The organism is Actinomyces sp. oral taxon 175 str. F0384, assembly GCF_000223355.1.
In the GTDB taxonomy this organism is placed as follows: domain Bacteria; phylum Actinomycetota; class Actinomycetes; order Actinomycetales; family Actinomycetaceae; genus Actinomyces; species Actinomyces oris.
On the sequence record NZ_AFUR01000006.1, the window covers coordinates 1 to 16,328 of the forward strand.

The following is a 16,328-nucleotide window of genomic DNA, read 5'->3' on the forward strand; positions in this document are numbered from 1 at the left end:
GGCGGCTCCCGGCTTGGCGCCCTGTGCACCCGGCTTGGGGGCGCTCTTGGAGGGCTTGGGGGCCTGAGAGTCGGTCTTGGCCGGCTTGTCGACCTGGGTGTCCGCCGGTGCTTCCTGCACCTGGGCGGCGAAGTGCTCGCGAACCCGGCGAGCGACGGGGGGCTCAACGGCTGAGGAGGCCGCCTTGACGAACTCTCCCTGGTCCTTGAGCCAGGCCAGGATCACCTTCGAGGTGACCTTCTTGCCAGTGGGGTCGAGCTCCTTGGCGAGCTCATGAACGCGTGGTTTAGCCACTTTTCTCCTGTCCGGTTTCCCACCCCGGACAGGGGTGGGTGCTTCTAGAGGCAGCTCATCGCTGGGTACTCATCGGGTGCCCATCGGCTTCCTACCCGCCTTCGCTATCGGTGGTCCGCTCACCCGGTCGGGCAGCGGGGACCTCGCCGTCGTTGACCATCCTCCGCTCCAGGAACCCGCGCACCCGGGCCACATCCAGTGGTCCGCCGGTGCGCAGAGCGCGTGGAGCGGCGCGTCGTCGCTCAGCGAGGTCGAGGCACGCCGGATCCGGGTGGATCCAGGCGCCGCGCCCGGGTCTGACGGCCCGGGCATCGACGTCGAGCTCACCGCTCGGCGTCAGGACGAGACGCAGCAGCTGCGTCCGCGGGGCCCTTTGTCGACAGCCGATACAGGTGCGCTCGGGCACGTGGGGGATGGTGACCACCGTCCGTCGGCGTCCTTCCGCTGCTCTGCAACCGCTGACGCGGGTACCGCAACCGGGGAATCCCGGCGCAGGACCCGCAAAGGTCCGCCGGAAAGTCTACATCGCCCCGCAGGGCGGTTCAGTCGCCCAGCTCTGAGGGACCTGTCACGTCGTCGGACTGGGAGCCCTGGCCGGGCGTGATCTCACCGGACTCGGCGTCGGCGTGGATGTCGATCTTCCACCCGGTCAGGCGCGCGGCCAGACGGGCGTTCTGCCCCTCCTTGCCGATGGCCAGGGAGAGCTGGAAGTCGGGGACGATGGCGCGTGCGGTGCGTTCCTCGGCGTCGATGACGCCCACGGCGGCCACACGGGCCGGGGACAGGGCGTTGGCGATGAAGCGCGCCGGATCCTCGGAGTAGTCCACGATGTCGATCTTCTCTCCACCGAGCTCGGTCATGACTGCGCGCACCCGCTGTCCCATGGGGCCGATGCAGGCCCCCTTGGCGTTGACGCCGCGGACCTTGGAGCGCACGGCCATCTTGGTGCGGTGGCCGGCCTCGCGGGCGACGGAGACGATCTCGACGTCGCCCGAGGAGAGCTCGGGAACCTCGCGCTCGAAGAGCTTGCGGACGAGACCGGGGTGGGTGCGCGACAGGATGATCTGAGCTCCTCGGGTGCCGCGCGAGACGTCGGTGACGTAGGCGCGCACGCGGTCTCCGTGGCGGTAGCGCTCACCGGGGACCTGCTCATGGGGAGGCATGATGCCCTCGTGCTCCTCATCCAGGCGCACGTAGACGATACGGGGGTCGCGCCCCTGCTCCACAGTGCCGGAGATCAGCTCGCCGGTCTTGTCCTTGAAGGCGCCCAGGACCTCGAAGTCGCGGCGGTCCTGGATGCGCTGGACGATGACGCTGCGGGCCGTTGCCTGGGCGATGCGGCCGAAGTCGTCGGGGGTGTCGTCGAAGTACTCCCCCGTGGGCTGGTCCTCCTCGTCGACCTCCGGGGCCAGGACGCTCATGTGCCCGGTGCGACGGTCGATCTCGACGTGGGCGCCACGGATGGCCCCGGGAACCTTGGAGTAGGCCCCCAGGATGGCGTCCTCGATAGCGGGCAGCAGGTTGTCCAGGTCAATACCGAGCTCGTCGGCAGCGCCTCGCAGCTCCGGCATATTGATGTCCATGGGTCCTTGGGTCCTCTCTGCTCCGCTGAGCGGGTGTGCACTGGGTTCCCGTCGACGGTAGCCCGTGACGGGTCGGATGGTCCATCACGTCTGTCCGGGCCGGTCCGTCAACCTATCAGTTATCAGGACACACATTATTCCCGGTCGCTATCCGCGGGGAGCATCTTATGGATTTTCGGCCTGTTGCCCGGCTCTAGAGCCCAGCCACCACCATCCGCGCCTCGGTGATGTCCCCCAGCGCGATGCGGTGCTCGACGCCGTCGACCTCAATCCCGACCATGCCGCCGTTGTGCTCGTCGGCCTCGTCGTCCGCATCGGCCGCGGTGACGACGCCGGTGAGCTCGTCATCGGCCGTGCGCACCCGGGCACTATGACCAACGGCACGTCGGAAGTGACGCAGGGTGGACAGCTCCCGCTCGGCTCCGGGGGTGGAGACCTCGAGGGTGTACTGCCCCTTGACGGGGTCGGCCTCATCGAGGGCCTGGGAGATGGCCGCGGTCACGGGCCCCAGGGCGTCGAGATCGAGGTCTCCGGGGCCGTCGACCAGATCCACGAAGACGCGTACGACCGAGTACTTGCCCGCCCGAGTGGTCTCCACGCTCTCGAGATGGAGCCCGGCGTCGTTGACAATCGGAGCGAGCAGATCGGTGAGACTGCGGGCCAGAGCGTCAGAGCGCTGGCGCGGATCCTTGCGCGGCTCATGGGCTGCCATGGTCGTTCTTCCTCCCGTACTTGCCCGAGCCGAGGGCTCGGACGGACGCGGTCAACATAGTCAACATGGTCGAGGTGGTCGAGGTCGGGATCATGCTACCTGCCGTCTGTGGGAGGATTCCCCGGTGAACACTCGCCGCGCTCCCCTCCCCGCCCAGTCGAACGGCTCTCAGCCGCCCTCCAGTGACCGGGTCGGCGCCAGGCCCCGCAGCAGTGGCGACACCGGTGCGGCGGGCCACGGCTTGACGCGCCGCGCCGTGGTGCTCGCGGTAGGAACGGCTGTGACCGCGGCGCTGAGCGGTTGCGGGCTGCGCCTGGGGAAGGGCTCCCCGGCGTCTCTGCCGTCGGCCTCGGCGGCAGAGACTGCTCGTGATGGACTGGCCAGGCAGGCTGCGCTCATCTCCTCCACCGCCGGCGTGGTCGCGCAGGCCGGCGGAGGGGATGCCACGACGACGGCCCTGGCCGAGGGGGTCAAGCAGACGGCCGATGCCCAGCTCGAGACCCTGGGCGGGGTGTGGCAGCCCTGGCCCTCTCAGGTGCCCTCCGCCTACCCCACGGTGGCTCCCGTGCCGTCAGCCTCGGCGGGCGCCTCCGCACAGGACCTGGCCACGGCCCTGGCCGATGGATCGACGCTGGCCCGCCGCGCGGCGATCGCCGCCGCCTCGGAGCAGGATGCCCGGCTCTTCACCTCGCTGACGGTGGCCTGGAGTCTCCAGCATGATCTCTTCCAGCCGCCGAGCTCGGCGGACAAGCCGCGGGTGGAGGTGGCGCAGGGCGCCAAGATCAGCTCCGGTCTGCTGACCTCCTACGACGCGGCCCGCTACGCCATGGAGGAGCTTGCCGCGCGCAGTGACGACTCCCAGCGCACTCGGGCGATCGCCGACGCCAAGGCCGCCACCTCCGTGGTCAACGCCGCGGTGGCCGCGGGCTCTGAGGACAAGCGGATGAGCGCCTACGCCCCTCCGAGTGAGTCGACCGATCCCAATGTGAGCACCCAGGTGCTCTGGGCCCGTCAGGTGTGGTCCGCCATTGTGACGTCGGAGGTGCAGGAGGCCGGTTCCGCCAAGGCCTCCAGCCCGGCCCGCGAGGCGGCCGTCACCGGCGCGGTCGACGCCGCCCGGCGCGCCACCGCCTGGGGTGCGGACTTCTCCTCCCTGCCCGGCTACGCCGCCTGACATGCATCTTCTTGTGACGGCCGTGGCCGCCATCGCCGCCCTGGCGGCCGTGGACCAGCTCTTCTTGTGGATGGAGCGCCGTGGCTGGATCTACTGGCGGCACCGCAAGCGCGACCCCCGTGGCGCCCTCCTGGGTCCCATCGACAACGTCTTCAACCCCGCCCACGAGCACGTGGTTGAGCAGCAGGAGACCGAGGAGCGCCTGGCCGATATCCAGGGCGAGGCAGCCCCGAGGTGAGACATGACGAGCGCAGCCGCCCCCACCACGCAACGCCCGCTGCGCCGGTGGACACGTCGAGTGCCGTTACGCGACTACCAGCAGAGTCTCCTTGACCGGCTCCATCCCGACGACGGATCCACGCTTCACCTGCTCGCACCACCCGGATCGGGTAAGACCCTCATGGGTTTGGAGCTGGCCGTGCGCAACGGCCGTCGTGCGCTCGTCCTCGTACCCACCACGGTCATCGGGGCCCAGTGGATCCATCAAGCGCGAAAGCTCTTCACCTCTCCCGCCGTCGGATCCCCGTCGGTCACTGATTCCGTCGGCACCCACCTGCCGAGCGCACGTCCAGAGCAGGCTGCAGAAGCCGCGGACCTGACGGTGCTGACCTATCAGTCCCTGGCCGTCGTCGACTCCTCCCCTGCCTGGAGCGACGCAGCCCGCTCGCACTGGCTCACTGAACTCACGGCCGACGGACGAAGCGCCGGGAGCGCCGAGGCGTGGCTGAAGCGCCTGGAGGCCGATAATCCCCGGGCCTACAACCGTGGACTCCGTGCACGCGCTACCACCATCCGCCGTCAGGTCGATGAGCTCGACGACGATGCCATCGACTCGATTCTGGGTCCCGGCGCCCGGGCACGCCTGGACGCGCTCGTCACCGCGGGAGTCGCCACCATCGTCCTCGACGAGTGCCATCACCTGAAGGCCCACTGGGCCATCGTCGTCCACTACCTCGTACGGCGTCTGAAACGAGCGGGCCTGTCCCCCACACTCATCGGTCTGACGGCCACTGAGCCCTCGGGTGAGGACCGGTTGGCCCGACGTTATCGTGCGCTCCTGGGCGACGTCGACGCTGAGGTACCGGTTCCGGCCGTCATCCGCGCCGGTCACCTCGCCCCCTGCCGTCAACTGGCCTGGTTCACGCTCCCGTCCACGGAGGAGACAACGTTCCTGGCCACCGCCGGAGAGGAGCTCCATCACCGGGTGGGCGAGCTGCTGCTGAGCCCCGACGGCATCGACTACCTGCTTGAGGTTGTCGCCCCGCCCATATCGTCCACGGCTCCCGGTGGCGGGAGCGGGTCGGGACCGTTGCCTCGCATCGCTGGAGCGGATGACCACCATGTCTCCGCGACAGCGAAGCCTCCTGAGGAGGACGAGCTGGTGCGTCGGATCGTTGCGGGTTTCGACGCCGACCCGCTGCTGGCCGCGTCCGCAGCAGCGCTGCTGCGCAAAACAGGCAACTACCGGGGCACGGCTCTGAGTACTCGAGTTGTTCCGCTCCTGCCCGAGCTCGACCTGCTTGATCTTGACGATGAGCTCCGGCTCCTGGGCCGGTACGCTCATGACCGGCTTCTGGCGGCGCCGGAGCGCCGGCGGGACTGGGAGTCCACACGCGAGCTGCTGAGAGGTTTCGGGCTGTACCTGACCGATTCCGGTATCCGGGCGGGACGATCCCCGGTGGATACCATCACTGCCGCGTCCAGGGCCAAGGACACGGCCGTCGTCGACATCCTGCGTCACGAGCTCGACTCCATTGGTGAACGGCTGCGGGCAGTGGTCGTCACCGATGCGGCCGAGCACTCAGCTCCTCACCGAGCGCTCGACGTCCTGGGCCCGGCGTCACGCCCCGGCCCTGCGGGAGGCGCGGCGCGCTGCATGAGTACGCTGCTCAGTGATGCGGATCTGCGCTCCTTGCACCCGGTGCTGCTGACCAGTTCCCGCCTGAGCCTGGCCAGTGGTGACACCTCGCTGCTGGATCGGCTGCGTCGGAGCACCGGTCTCGCACTCCCCGCCACCGATGACGGCTGGATGCTCTCGGTCACCGGGCAGGGAGTTGGCAGTGCCGGGCTCGTCCTGGCCGTCAGTGAGCTGGTCACTGCCGGGGAGGTACGACTCGTCGTGGGCACCCGGGGGCTTCTCGGAGAGGGCTGGGACTGCCCTGCCGTCAACACGCTCATCGATCTCACGGCGGCAACGACCTCGGCCTCAACGCAGCAGCTGCGCGGTCGCACGATGCGTCTGGACCCTGGCTGGGTCGACAAAGTCGCTCACAACTGGTCCGTCACCTGCCTCCTGCCAAGCCATCCCCGACTGCGCTCCAACCCGGACCTGAACCGGCTGCGTCGCAAGGCCGAGCACCTGTGGTCACTGGTGCGGATCGATGATCCCGCGAGCGCCCCGGTGTCGGCCTCCGGCGAGCCTGGTGGCGCTCCTGTTGTCGAGACGGGGCTCGATGCCATGCTGCCACCGGTCCAGCGCCGCCTTCTCGACAAACTGGGTGACGGCGCCGCCCCGGAGGATATTGATGCCCTCAACTCCGTTACCCTGGCAGGCCTCGATCGTCAGGTCGAGTCGCGGCGATGGCTCGCTCAAGCACCCGCGGCGGACCGGGTGTCACAACGCGGCCGTGGCCGCGTGCTGGAGGCGGTCGATATCACGAGCGCCCCGGCCCTGCTGCGCCGGGGATCGCCCACGGCCTTCTGGAGTGCAGCGGCTCGCGCCGTTCTCGATGTTGTCCTGCCGCGATACGACCTCACTGCGGACGGGGACTCCGCTGGCGGGCCCTGCCCCGACCTCGTGGTTCGCGAGAGTGCCACCGATTCGCTCGGCGGATCTCGTCCGCGGGTGCTGATCGGCCTGGACGGGGTGGGGACCCGTCAGAGTGCTCGGTTCGCCGACATCCTCACCGAGCTCCTGAGCTCCCCGGTGCGCCGTCCTCGTTTCATCCTCGAGGCCGCTACCGCAACATTGGCTCGAGGTACGGCCGAGCAGCCTCTGAACGGGCTGCGGCGTCTCCTGGGAAGGCTGCTGGCGCTGGGGGCATGGAACCACGATGACAGTGTTCACCTTGCGGTTCCGACGGCCCTGGCCCGCTCACGAGCCGATATGGAGGCTTTCCTCCATTCCTGGTCCACACGGGTGGGGCCGTGCCGGCTTCACCTGGTTGCCGATGCCGATGACGCGGCAGCGCTCCTGTCCTGCCTCGGCAGCGGTGGTCCCACCGGACGAGTCGAGCTGCGTCGTACCAGGCGCTGGATGGAGGACTGAGCGGCCGTGCCGTTCAGTGACGGGCGGCCTCCAGGGCGGCGCGGACGGTGGAGCTGAGCTCGGCCGCTGCGGCGTCGGCGGGCACGGAGCGGCGCTCGCCGGTGCGGCGGTCGCGGATCTCCACGGTCCCCTCCTTGGCCAGGTCCCGGCCGACGACCAGCGTGTAGGGCAGGCCGAGGAGCTCGGCGTCGGCGAACTTCACACCGGCGGAGACCTTGCGGCGGTCGTCGTAGAGGACCTCGACGCCGTCGGCGTCCAGGGATGAGGCGATCTGCTCGGCGACGTCGAAGACGGCCTGGTCCTTGCCGGTGGCCAGGACCTGCACGTGGTAGGGGGCGATCTGGACGGGCCAGGTCAGTCCCTTGTCGTCGTGGTTGGCCTCAGCCAGGGCGGCCATGACGCGGCTGACGCCGATGCCGTAGGAGCCCATGGTGACCACGCGGGCCTTGCCATTCTCGTCCAGGACGGTCAGTCCCAGGGCCTGGGAGTACTTGCGTCCGAGCTCGAAGATGTGGCCGATCTCGATGCCGCGGGCCAGGTGGAGGGGGCCGGAGCCGTCGGGGGCGGGGTCGCCCTGACGGACCTCGGCGGCCTCGATGGTGCCGTCGGCGGTGAAGTCGCGGCCCATGACCAGGTCCAGGACGTGCTTCTTGTCGGTGTTGGCGCCGGTGACCCAGCTGGTTCCCTCCACGATCCGAGGGTCGACGAGGTAGCGCACGGAGCCGGTGAGGACCTCGGTGCCGTCTTCGCGCTTCTCCACGCGCCGCAGCGGGGAGTTCGGGCCGATGGCGGTGGGGCCGATGTAGCCGCGCACGAGCTCGGGGTGGGTCTCGAAGTCGGTGTCGCCGGCCATCTCGACCTCGGCGGGGGCGACGGCGGCCTCCAGGCGCTTCATGTCGACGTCGCGGTCCCCGGGCACGCCGACGACCAGCAGCTCGCGCTCACCGCCGGGGTGGATGAGGGTGACGACGACGTTCTTGAGGGTGTCGGCGGCCGTCCAGGCCCGCCCGTCTGAGCGCGGGTAGGCCCGGTTGCACAGCTCGACCAGGGAGTCGATGGTGGGGGTGTCGGGGGTGTCCACCACGCGCGCCGGGCCGATCCCGGAGGCGTCCACGGGCTCGGGGACAACGGTGGTGACGGCCTCGGCGTTGGCCGCGTAGCCGCTTGAGGAGCGCACGAAGGTGTCCTCACCGATCTCGCAGGGGTGGAGGAACTCCTCGGAGTGGGATCCGCCCATGGCGCCGGCCATGGCGTTGACGATGACGTAGTCCAGGCCCAGGCGGGTGAAGATCCGCTCGTAGGTGTCGCGGTGGGCCTGGTAGGCGGCGGCCAGGCCGGCGTCGTCGATGTCGAAGGAGTAGGAGTCCTTCATGACGAACTCGCGGCCGCGGATGATGCCGGCGCGAGGGCGGGCCTCGTCACGGTACTTGGTCTGGATCTGGTAGATGACGGCCGGCAGGTCCTTGTAGGAGGAGTAGAGGTCCTTGACCGCGAGGGTGAACATCTCCTCGTGGGTGGGGGCCAGCAGGTAGTCCCCATCCTTGCGGTCGCGGAGCTTGAACAGGGTGGGGCCGTAGTCGTCCCAGCGCCCGGTGGCCTGGTAGGGCTCGGCCGGCAGGAGAGCCGGGAAGTGGACCTCCTGGCCGCCCATGGCGTCCATCTCCTGGCGCACGATGTCCTCGATCTTGCGCAGTGTCCGCAGCCCCAGCGGCAGCCAGGTGTAGACCCCGGGCGCGGCCCGGCGGACGTAGCAGGCGCGCACGAGCAGGCGGTGGCTGGCGACCTCGGCGTCGGCCGGATCCTCGCGCAGGGTACGGATGAAAGAGGTGGAGAGTCTGTGCAGCACGGGGTGATCCTACGGGGTCTGACGCCACGGCCCCAACGGAGCCCGCCCGACCGTACGAGATCACGCGATTCAGGACCGGCTGACCAACGACGAGGCACCGGGCGAACCGGAGGCCTTGACGCTGGTCAAGGACGACTTGCGGCCCTCGAGAAGGGCCCGATACGCTCCATCCCATCGGAGGGCTCGTCGACCCTCTTATCCCTGAATTCGGCCCGCGTCACGTCCCCCTGCTCGCGGGCCACAGGCAAGGAAGCATATGGACAGGCACTCCTCCATGCGTGAGGGACACGGCCAGACGTGGGCGAAGGCCATTCTTCTGGGTGAGCACTCCGTGGTCTACGGCCACCCCGCCGTCGCCGTACCGCTGCAGGACCTGCGGATGCGAGCCACTGCGAGACCGACCTCGGGCCCCTCCACGCTGACCAGCCTGGACTACTCGGGCCCCCTGACGCAGGCCGGACCGCGGTTCGCCAGCGTGGCGCGAGCCTTCGAGGTGGCCCGGGAGTTCTCCGGGTGCCTGGACCAGGCCCTTAAGATCACCACCGTCAGCGACTTCCCCCATGAGCGCGGGCTCGGTTCGTCGGCCGCGGCGGCCGGCGCGATCATCCGTGCGGTTCTGGACGCCTGCGGGCGCGAGGCCGCCGCGGACGAGCTGTTCGCCCTGACGCAGATGGCCGAGCAGATCGCTCACGGCAAGCCGTCGGGGCTCGACGCCGCCGCCACCTGCTCCCCGTGCCCCATCCGGTTCCAGGGAGGGCAGATGCGGCCCCTGAGCCAGCGCATTGAGAACGCCTCCCTCATCATCGCCGACTCCGGGATCCACGGCTCCACCCGAGAGGCCGTTGGAGGCCTGCGCCGGCGCTACGAGAACGATCCTGACAACATCGGCCCGCGTATCAACCGACTGGGAGCACTCACCCAGAACGCGATCATGGCCCTGGACCAGGCCGACGCCCCGGCCCTCGGGGTCGCCATGGATGAGGCGCACGCGGTGCTGACCGAGCTCAGCCTGAGCCTGCCGATCCTCGATGACCTCACCGAGGCCGCCCGCAGCGCCGGGGCACTGGGCGCCAAGCTCACCGGCGGAGGACTCGGCGGCTGCGTCATCGCCCTGGTCACCGGCGAGTCCGCCACGCGCCGGGTGCGTGCCGCTCTGGAACAGGCCGGCGCACCGGAGACATGGAGCTATCGGATGCGCATCAGCGAGGTGGACGAGTGACCGCCGTACCCCCTGGAGCCGCTGCCGGCTCCTCCCCGTCCGCCATCGCGACCGCGACGGCCAGCGCGAACACCAACATCGCGCTCATCAAGTACTGGGGCAAGGTCGATGAGGCACAGGCGATCCCCGCCACCTCGAGCCTGTCCCTCACCCTCGGCGGCACCCGGACGACGACGACGGTCTCCTTCGACGGCGGGGACGGTGCCGCAGACTCGGTGACGATCAACGGGGTCTCCCCCAGCGCCGTGGAGCTGGGGCGAGTGACCCGGTTCCTCGACCTGGTGCGCGCCCGCTCAGGCGTCGCCACACCGGCAACCGTCACCTCTCGGGCCTCGGTCCCGCTGGCGGCCGGCCTGGCGAGCTCGGCGGCGGGCTTTGCGGCGCTTGCGGCGGCAGCCTCCCGGGCCGCCGGCATGGATCTCGATGACCGGGAGCTCTCCAGACTGGCCCGGCGCGGGTCGGGCTCGGCGACCCGCTCCGTCTTCGGTGGGCTGGTCCTGTGGAACGCGGGCCACGACGACGCCTCCTCCTACGCCGAGCCGGTCGCCTGCGAGATGGACCTGGCAATGGTCGTCGTCGTGCTCTCGCAGCGTTACAAGCCCATCAGCTCGACCCGTGCCATGCGGGCCACCATGTCGTCCTCCCCTCTCTTCCCCGCCTGGGTCGAGGCCAGCGGGAGGGACCTTCAGGTGGCGCTGGAGGCGGTCCGGGCGGGCGACCTGGCGCGGCTCGGAGAGATCGTCGAGGGTAACGCCCTGGGCATGCACGCCACGATGATCGCGGCCCGTCCGGGCATCGTCTACTGGCTGCCGCAGACCGTTGCGGCGCTGCACGCGATCCGCGCCATGCGCGAGGAGGGGCTGCCCGTGTGGGCGACGATCGATGCGGGTCCCAATGTCAAGGTGCTCACTGAGGGTGCCCGGGCTGAGGAGGTCGCCGCCGCGCTGCGGGACCGTCTGCCCGGCACCACCGTCTCGGTGAGGCGTCCCGGCGGCGGGGTGCGTATCGAGGAGGGCCCATGCCCCTGACCTCTCGCGGCGGCGACGTGGTCGCCAGGGCGCCGGGCAAGCTCTACATCGCCGGCGAGTACGCCGTCGTCGAGCCCGGCCACCGGGCGGTCCTGGTCGCCGTCGACCGATTCATCACCGTGCGCATCACGCCCTGCTCCCCCGCCGGCGGGTACGCGGGCACGATCAGCTCGCGGCTCTACGACACCGGCTCCAGGCCCTGGCGTCACCGCCCGCAGGACGGCCAGGCCGAGGCAGTCGGAGGAGAGGACGACTACATCATCTCGGCGATCCGAGTCGTTGAGGCGCTGGTGACCCAGGGCGGCGGCCGGCCCCGCTCCTTCGACCTGAGTGTCTCCAGCGAGCTGGAGGAGGACGACGGGCGCAAGCTGGGGCTGGGCTCATCATCGGCGGTGACGGTGGCGACGGTGCGCGCCGTCGCCGTCTTCTACGGCCTGGCCGCCGACGACCTGACCGTCTACAAGCTGGCGATGCTGGCCAGTGACACGGTCCAGCCGATCGGCTCAGGAGGAGACATCGCCGCGAGCGCCATGACCGGATGGGTGGCCTACACCTCCCCCGACCGCTCATGGCTGCGCCGGGCCCGGCAGCGAGCCCGGGTCGGCGGCTCCGTGAGCGATCTCGTGGAGGCGGACTGGCCAGGTCTGAGCGTCCGCCGCCTGCCGCCTCCCTCCTTGCGGCTTCAGGCGGGTTGGACCGGAGCCCCTGCCTCCACCCCGGCCCTGGTCGCCGACGTCCAGGCGGGATCCCACGGGGCCGATGACTACGCCGTCTTCCTACGTGACAGCCAGGACTGCCTGGCTCGCCTCATCACCGCGATCGAGGATGACGACACTGCCCAGATCATTCGCCAGATCGCGCGCAACAGGGCTCTTCTGGCCGGACTCAGCCGAATCAGCGGCCGGACCATCGAGACCGCTGAGCTGGCGAGACTGGTCGAGATCGCGCTCGAGCACGGGGCCGCGGCCAAGAGCTCGGGCGCCGGTGGTGGAGACTGTGGAATCGCCCTGTGCACGCCGGCCACGGACCTGGTCGCACTGCGAGCCGCGTGGGAGACGGCCGGGATACTCCCCCTGGACCTGTCGGTCTACAGCCAGGACTCATCCGCTGCCTGCGCAGCCGACCCCGCTGAGGCACGCGCTGATTCCTCGAACGCCTCCCCCCGTTAAGGTCGCCCCATGAGCCACGAGCCCACCACCTCACAACGGGCCTCCCGCAAGGACGAGCACCTGGAGCTGGCGATGCGTCTGCACGGTCAGGACCGCGCCGGCGCCTTCGACGACGTCTCCTTCATCCATCACAGCCTGCCGGGGGTCAGCGCCGAGCAGGTCGATATCGGCACCACCGTCCTGGGCTGTCGCTGGGAGGTCCCGTTCTTCATCAACGCCATGACCGGCGGAACGCACGCAACGGCGGCTATCAATGCCGGTCTGGCCGAGGCGGCCGCTGAGGCGGGAGTCGCGATCGCCTGCGGTTCCCAGCACGTGGCCCTGCGTGACCCCGAGCGTGCGGACGGCTTCCACGTCATCCGACACCGGGCCCCTGACGCCTTCGTTCTGGCCAATGTCGGGCCGACCGTCAGCCCTCAGGAGGCACTGCAGGCCGTGGAGATGCTGGAGGCCAACGCCCTGCAGATCCACCTCAACGCGGCCCAGGAGCTGGTCATGCCCGAGGGCGACCGCGACTTCACCAACTGGAGCGAGGCGATCGCCGGCATCGTTGCGGCCGTGCCCGTCCCGGTGGTGGTCAAGGAGGTGGGCTTCGGGCTCTCACGCCGAACGATCGAGGCCCTGGCGCGCACCGGCGTCGCGGCCGTCGACGTGGCTGGGGCCGGAGGCACGGACTTCGTCGCCATTGAGAACGAGCGCCGACCGCAGCGCGACCTGTCCTACCTGGTCGGCTGGGGCCAGTCGACGGCGCTGTGCCTGCTGGAGTCGCTGAGCGGCTCGGAGCCGGTCAGCCTGCCGGTACTGGCCTCCGGCGGCGTGCGCAACCCGCTCGACGTCGTCCGGTCTCTGGCCCTGGGCGCCTGCGCCGTCGGCGCCTCCGGGCACATCCTGCGCACCCTGGTCAAGGATGGTCCCGAGGCCCTGCGCCAAGAGCTGCGCACCTGGAGCGAGCACGTGCGCACGCTCATGACCTTGCTGGGAGCGACCGATGTCTCTCAGCTGCGTCGCACCGATGTTCTCGTCACCGGGAGCACCGCTGAGCGGGCCCGTCTGCTCGGCGTCGACCTGACCCGTCTGGCGCACCGCAGCGATACCTAACCGTCACCAGGTGCTTCCGTCAAGGGGGATCGTCCCCTCTGCCCCTTACTCTGACTGACTCATAAAGTGCCGGTATCAGGACTCAGCATCGGAAGTCTCGCGTGGCCGATCGCAACAGACGTGTGGCGGAGGCCGGTCCCCAACCTCCGCCGCATCCCGCGAGAAGGAGATCAGGCCAGAGCGGCCAGGGCCTTGACGATGCCGGGAGCCGCGTAGAGGGACATGAACTGGACGCCGTAGGAGACCCCCAGTCGGTTGAGCGACCCGCACGCGATTCCCACAAGCAGGACCCCGAAGACATTGGCCAGGCCCGCCTTCTGGTCAGCGTCGATGTAGGCCAGCAGGAGGACGAAGGCGACGAACAGCGCCAGCACCGCCTCGTGCGGAATGCGACGCATGACGAAGTAGGTGATCTGCGAGGACCAGCGCACGGCGATGACGTAGGTGATCGCAACCGCGGCAAGAGCCCCGATGGTCACGGTGATGATGAATCCGGGCAGGTCCAGCAGGTGATGCAGGTTGTGCTGCTTGGTGTAGACCGAGCCCGCATTGAACAGCGGACCGGCGGGGCCGACGGACACACCGGAGATCGGGACCCCGAGCGCCACCAGCGGAATGATGACGCCGGCCAGGTAGGTCGAGTGGGTCAGGGCGCTCATGACGGTCACTGCACGCTGCGCGCGGGGCACCCGGTCCTCCTTCTGGCGGGCCACGGAGGCCTCGCCCAGCAGGAAGGTCAGGCCCACCGGGCTGAGAATGAACAACGGGGTGGATACGGCGGCCATGGCGGCACTCCACCAGCCCTCGGACCTCGTGATGAGCCGCCCCGGCCACAACGCCTGTCGCTCGAAACCGGATCGCAGCAGCTCGGCCTTAGTGCGATTGCCGTGCGGCAGTGCCTCCCGGCGCTTGGCATTGAGCAGCTCCAGGAGGGTCAGGAGCATGGGCCCCACGGTGATCCCGAGGAAGAAGGAGGTATTGACACTGGCCTTCTCAGGGATAATCCCCACCCCTCGGTAGAGCTCCGGAAGCGCCTGGAACAGAAGTGCCATGGGAAGAATCGATACCAGGGAGAGAATTCGGTTCTTTCCGAGCAGGGCCAGAATCACGGCTCCGGCAGCCAGGACGATATCGGAGTTGGACTTGATCCACTCGGCCATGGGCAGCAGCAGACCGGCAAGGAGGAAGCTCAGGGGAATGGAGATAAGGGTTCCGATAGCCGACCCCACCGCCATCTTCCGGATCGTGCCTGAGGCCAGGCCCTTGTTGCGCAGCACCATGGCGTGATCCATGAGCGGAGCGGACATGACTCCGCCGGGCAGTCCCACCAACGCCGTCGGGATCCCATTCATGAGGTTGAGCGTGACCACGGCGGAGATGAAGAAGGCGAGCACCACGTGCGGTGGTGCCCCAGCCAGGATGATCGCCAGAGTGACGGGGGCCAGCACCCCGGTCTCATCGGTCCCGGGGATGAAACCGATGAAGGTGTAGAGAACCACGGCAGCCAGGATGGCAGCCGCCATCATGAGGAGAAGGCTCACAGTCACCGGTCTCCCCCTTCACTCGCCCCGATGTTCAGCTCATCGACAATGGTGACCTCACGTTTAGGAGTCACAAGGAAGCAGCAGGCGATAAAACCGATAGTGGAGGCCCCCAGCCCCCAGAACAGCGGCTTGCCTCCGAGATAAACGGAGAACAGCACCGCCGCGACGACACATATCACCGATATCAGGAGACAGACAATCAAGTCTCTGGGCGATACGAGGTCATTCCATACCTCGATATTGTTCTGACGCTCCGTGTTCTCGGAGTCGACGTCATCCGTACTGCACACGATTGGTGATCGTAGGCGAGCCGCCCAAGACGCTCCATATGTTGTTCACCATGACTTTGCAGGCGCCGTGTAACAAAACCGCATCATCCTTGCGGTCCCACCGGGAACATTCACAGGAGCACGGTGGCGAACAGGCCCACCTGCACGAACCCCAGAGAACGGTAGAGCGCCAGGGCGGGGGCGTTGTAGTCGTTGACATAGAGGCTCACGACGCCGTCGGCGCCGACATGGTCCCGGCGCACGGCGTCCACCACCCCGGCCAGTGCCGCCGCCCCGACTCCCCGCCCACGCAGGTCCGGGCGCGTCCACACTCCGGTCAGCTGGGCGACGCCGCCGGACGGGGAGCGCCACAGGGCTCCGACGTCGGCCTTGAAAGCCACCTCCCGGGGCGATCCGGGCCGGATCGGGTGGCCTGCGCCGTCGTCGAGGACGACGTAGCTGCGCCCCTGCTCAATGAGCCAGCCAACGTGGCGGCTGTATCCGGAACCATCGGTGGTGGGGTCGTAACCGAGCTCACCGATGAACATGTCCACCGAGGCCGGAAGAACCATCTCCGTCTCACCTGGCTGCGCCCGGCGGACCGCCTGCCCCACCCAGGACAGGGACGGGTGACGGGGCCGGTGCCCGACGCTCAGCCCCCCGGCCGGGCGCGGTGCGACCAGGACCGGCTGCTTCCAGCGCTCCTGGCGGGAACGCACTCCCTGCTCGCTGAGCGCCCCCCAGATCGCCGCGACGTCCTGGGACGGCCCGCAGACCGAGCCGTGCCTGGACAGGCGGGGTCGGCAGTGCTCGGCCAGTGCCCGGATCTCGCCGGCATCGGCCGCCCGCAGACCGTGCTCGGGGCGTCCGGCCAGGCCGAAGGGCATGAGGGAGCCGACAGACCAGGCGGCGGCGACGGGCTGTGCCAGTCCGCCCAGGGCGACGACGTCTCCGCGTCCCCAGCGGGTCCAGCGCTGCATCTGCTGGACCAGGCTCACGGCGCAGACCGGTTCCAGAGCGCACAGCGACATGACTCCCGACACCTGATCGGAGGGAACCGGTGTCAGGCGGTCGGCGTGACGCTGAGCGCGTCTCGTGTCACGGTGCCGCAGGAAGCTCATACC

14 protein-coding genes and 1 pseudogene are annotated in these 16,328 nt (G+C 69.3%); 7 read left to right on the forward strand and 8 right to left on the reverse strand.

The window, feature by feature from the left end; all coding sequences use genetic code 11:
- The 4 genes and pseudogenes from HMPREF9058_RS08755 to rimP all read right to left on the reverse strand — a co-directional run.
- Nucleotides 1-294, reverse strand: a pseudogene (locus HMPREF9058_RS08755) (translation initiation factor IF-2 N-terminal domain-containing protein); the annotation flags it as partial.
- Nucleotides 295-385: 91 nt separating this feature from the next.
- Nucleotides 386-718 (reverse strand): YlxR family protein, encoded by a 333-nt coding sequence (locus tag HMPREF9058_RS08760; protein ID WP_009747762.1) that lies wholly within the window; start codon nt 716-718, stop codon nt 386-388.
- Between the two features lie 118 nt (nt 719-836).
- Nucleotides 837-1,877: a transcription termination factor NusA gene (gene nusA, locus HMPREF9058_RS08765; protein WP_003786363.1), complete on the reverse strand. Its 1,041-nt coding sequence runs from the start codon at nt 1,875-1,877 to the stop codon at nt 837-839.
- Nucleotides 1,878-2,070: 193 nt separating this feature from the next.
- Complete coding sequence (gene rimP, locus HMPREF9058_RS08770) at nt 2,071-2,589, reverse strand: ribosome maturation factor RimP (protein WP_009747759.1); 519 nt, start codon at nt 2,587-2,589, stop codon at nt 2,071-2,073.
- Nucleotides 2,590-2,713: 124 nt separating this feature from the next.
- On the opposite strand from rimP, the gene HMPREF9058_RS08775 reads away from it, so the two are divergent.
- The 3 genes from HMPREF9058_RS08775 to HMPREF9058_RS08785 are packed head-to-tail and all read left to right on the forward strand — an operon-like array spanning nt 2,714 to nt 7,031.
- Nucleotides 2,714-3,763 (forward strand): Tat pathway signal protein, encoded by a 1,050-nt coding sequence (locus tag HMPREF9058_RS08775; RefSeq protein ID WP_139019012.1) that lies wholly within the window; start codon nt 2,714-2,716, stop codon nt 3,761-3,763.
- A gap of 1 nt (nt 3,764) precedes the next feature.
- Nucleotides 3,765-4,001 (forward strand): hypothetical protein, encoded by a 237-nt coding sequence (locus tag HMPREF9058_RS08780; RefSeq protein ID WP_009747924.1) that lies wholly within the window; start codon nt 3,765-3,767, stop codon nt 3,999-4,001.
- Nucleotides 4,002-4,004: 3 nt separating this feature from the next.
- Nucleotides 4,005-7,031 carry a DEAD/DEAH box helicase family protein gene (locus HMPREF9058_RS08785; RefSeq protein ID WP_009407242.1) on the forward strand — a complete coding sequence of 1,009 codons (3,027 nt, stop codon included), beginning with the start codon at nt 4,005-4,007 and terminating at the stop codon, nt 7,029-7,031.
- A gap of 13 nt (nt 7,032-7,044) precedes the next feature.
- Here the strand turns inward: HMPREF9058_RS08785 and HMPREF9058_RS08790 are convergent, their stop codons facing one another.
- Nucleotides 7,045-8,877: a proline--tRNA ligase gene (locus tag HMPREF9058_RS08790; RefSeq protein ID WP_009407355.1), complete on the reverse strand. Its 1,833-nt coding sequence runs from the start codon at nt 8,875-8,877 to the stop codon at nt 7,045-7,047.
- Between the two features lie 256 nt (nt 8,878-9,133).
- Between HMPREF9058_RS08790 and mvk the strand changes: the two genes are divergently transcribed.
- The 4 genes from mvk to fni are packed head-to-tail and all read left to right on the forward strand — an operon-like array spanning nt 9,134 to nt 13,391.
- A complete protein-coding gene (gene mvk, locus HMPREF9058_RS08795; protein WP_009406979.1) occupies nt 9,134-10,096 on the forward strand; it encodes a mevalonate kinase in 963 nt (320 codons plus the stop codon).
- Entirely contained in the window at nt 10,093-11,124 is a 1,032-nt protein-coding gene (gene mvaD / locus HMPREF9058_RS08800; protein WP_009407251.1) for a diphosphomevalonate decarboxylase, read from the forward strand. Before mvk ends, mvaD begins: the two co-directional genes overlap by 4 nt.
- A complete protein-coding gene (locus tag HMPREF9058_RS08805) occupies nt 11,115-12,293 on the forward strand; it encodes a phosphomevalonate kinase (RefSeq protein WP_009747932.1) in 1,179 nt (392 codons plus the stop codon). The genes mvaD and HMPREF9058_RS08805 overlap by 10 nt, the downstream gene beginning before the upstream one ends.
- A gap of 9 nt (nt 12,294-12,302) precedes the next feature.
- Nucleotides 12,303-13,391, forward strand: a complete 1,089-nt coding sequence (gene fni, locus HMPREF9058_RS08810; RefSeq protein ID WP_009407114.1) for a type 2 isopentenyl-diphosphate Delta-isomerase — start codon at nt 12,303-12,305, stop codon at nt 13,389-13,391.
- 170 nt (nt 13,392-13,561) lie between these two features.
- Here the strand turns inward: fni and HMPREF9058_RS08815 are convergent, their stop codons facing one another.
- The 3 genes from HMPREF9058_RS08815 to HMPREF9058_RS08825 all read right to left on the reverse strand — a co-directional run bounded on the left by HMPREF9058_RS08815 (nt 13,562) and on the right by HMPREF9058_RS08825 (nt 16,325).
- Nucleotides 13,562-14,938, reverse strand: coding sequence for a tripartite tricarboxylate transporter permease (locus HMPREF9058_RS08815; protein ID WP_043538095.1), 1,377 nt, complete (start codon nt 14,936-14,938; stop codon nt 13,562-13,564).
- On the reverse strand, nt 14,935-15,225 hold the full coding sequence (locus HMPREF9058_RS08820) for a hypothetical protein (RefSeq protein ID WP_009747949.1): 291 nt from the start codon (nt 15,223-15,225) through the stop codon (nt 14,935-14,937). Before HMPREF9058_RS08820 ends, HMPREF9058_RS08815 begins: the two co-directional genes overlap by 4 nt.
- 110 nt (nt 15,226-15,335) lie before the next feature.
- A complete protein-coding gene (locus tag HMPREF9058_RS08825; RefSeq protein ID WP_009407353.1) occupies nt 15,336-16,325 on the reverse strand; it encodes a GNAT family N-acetyltransferase in 990 nt (329 codons plus the stop codon).
- Nucleotides 16,326-16,328 lie beyond the last annotated feature (3 nt).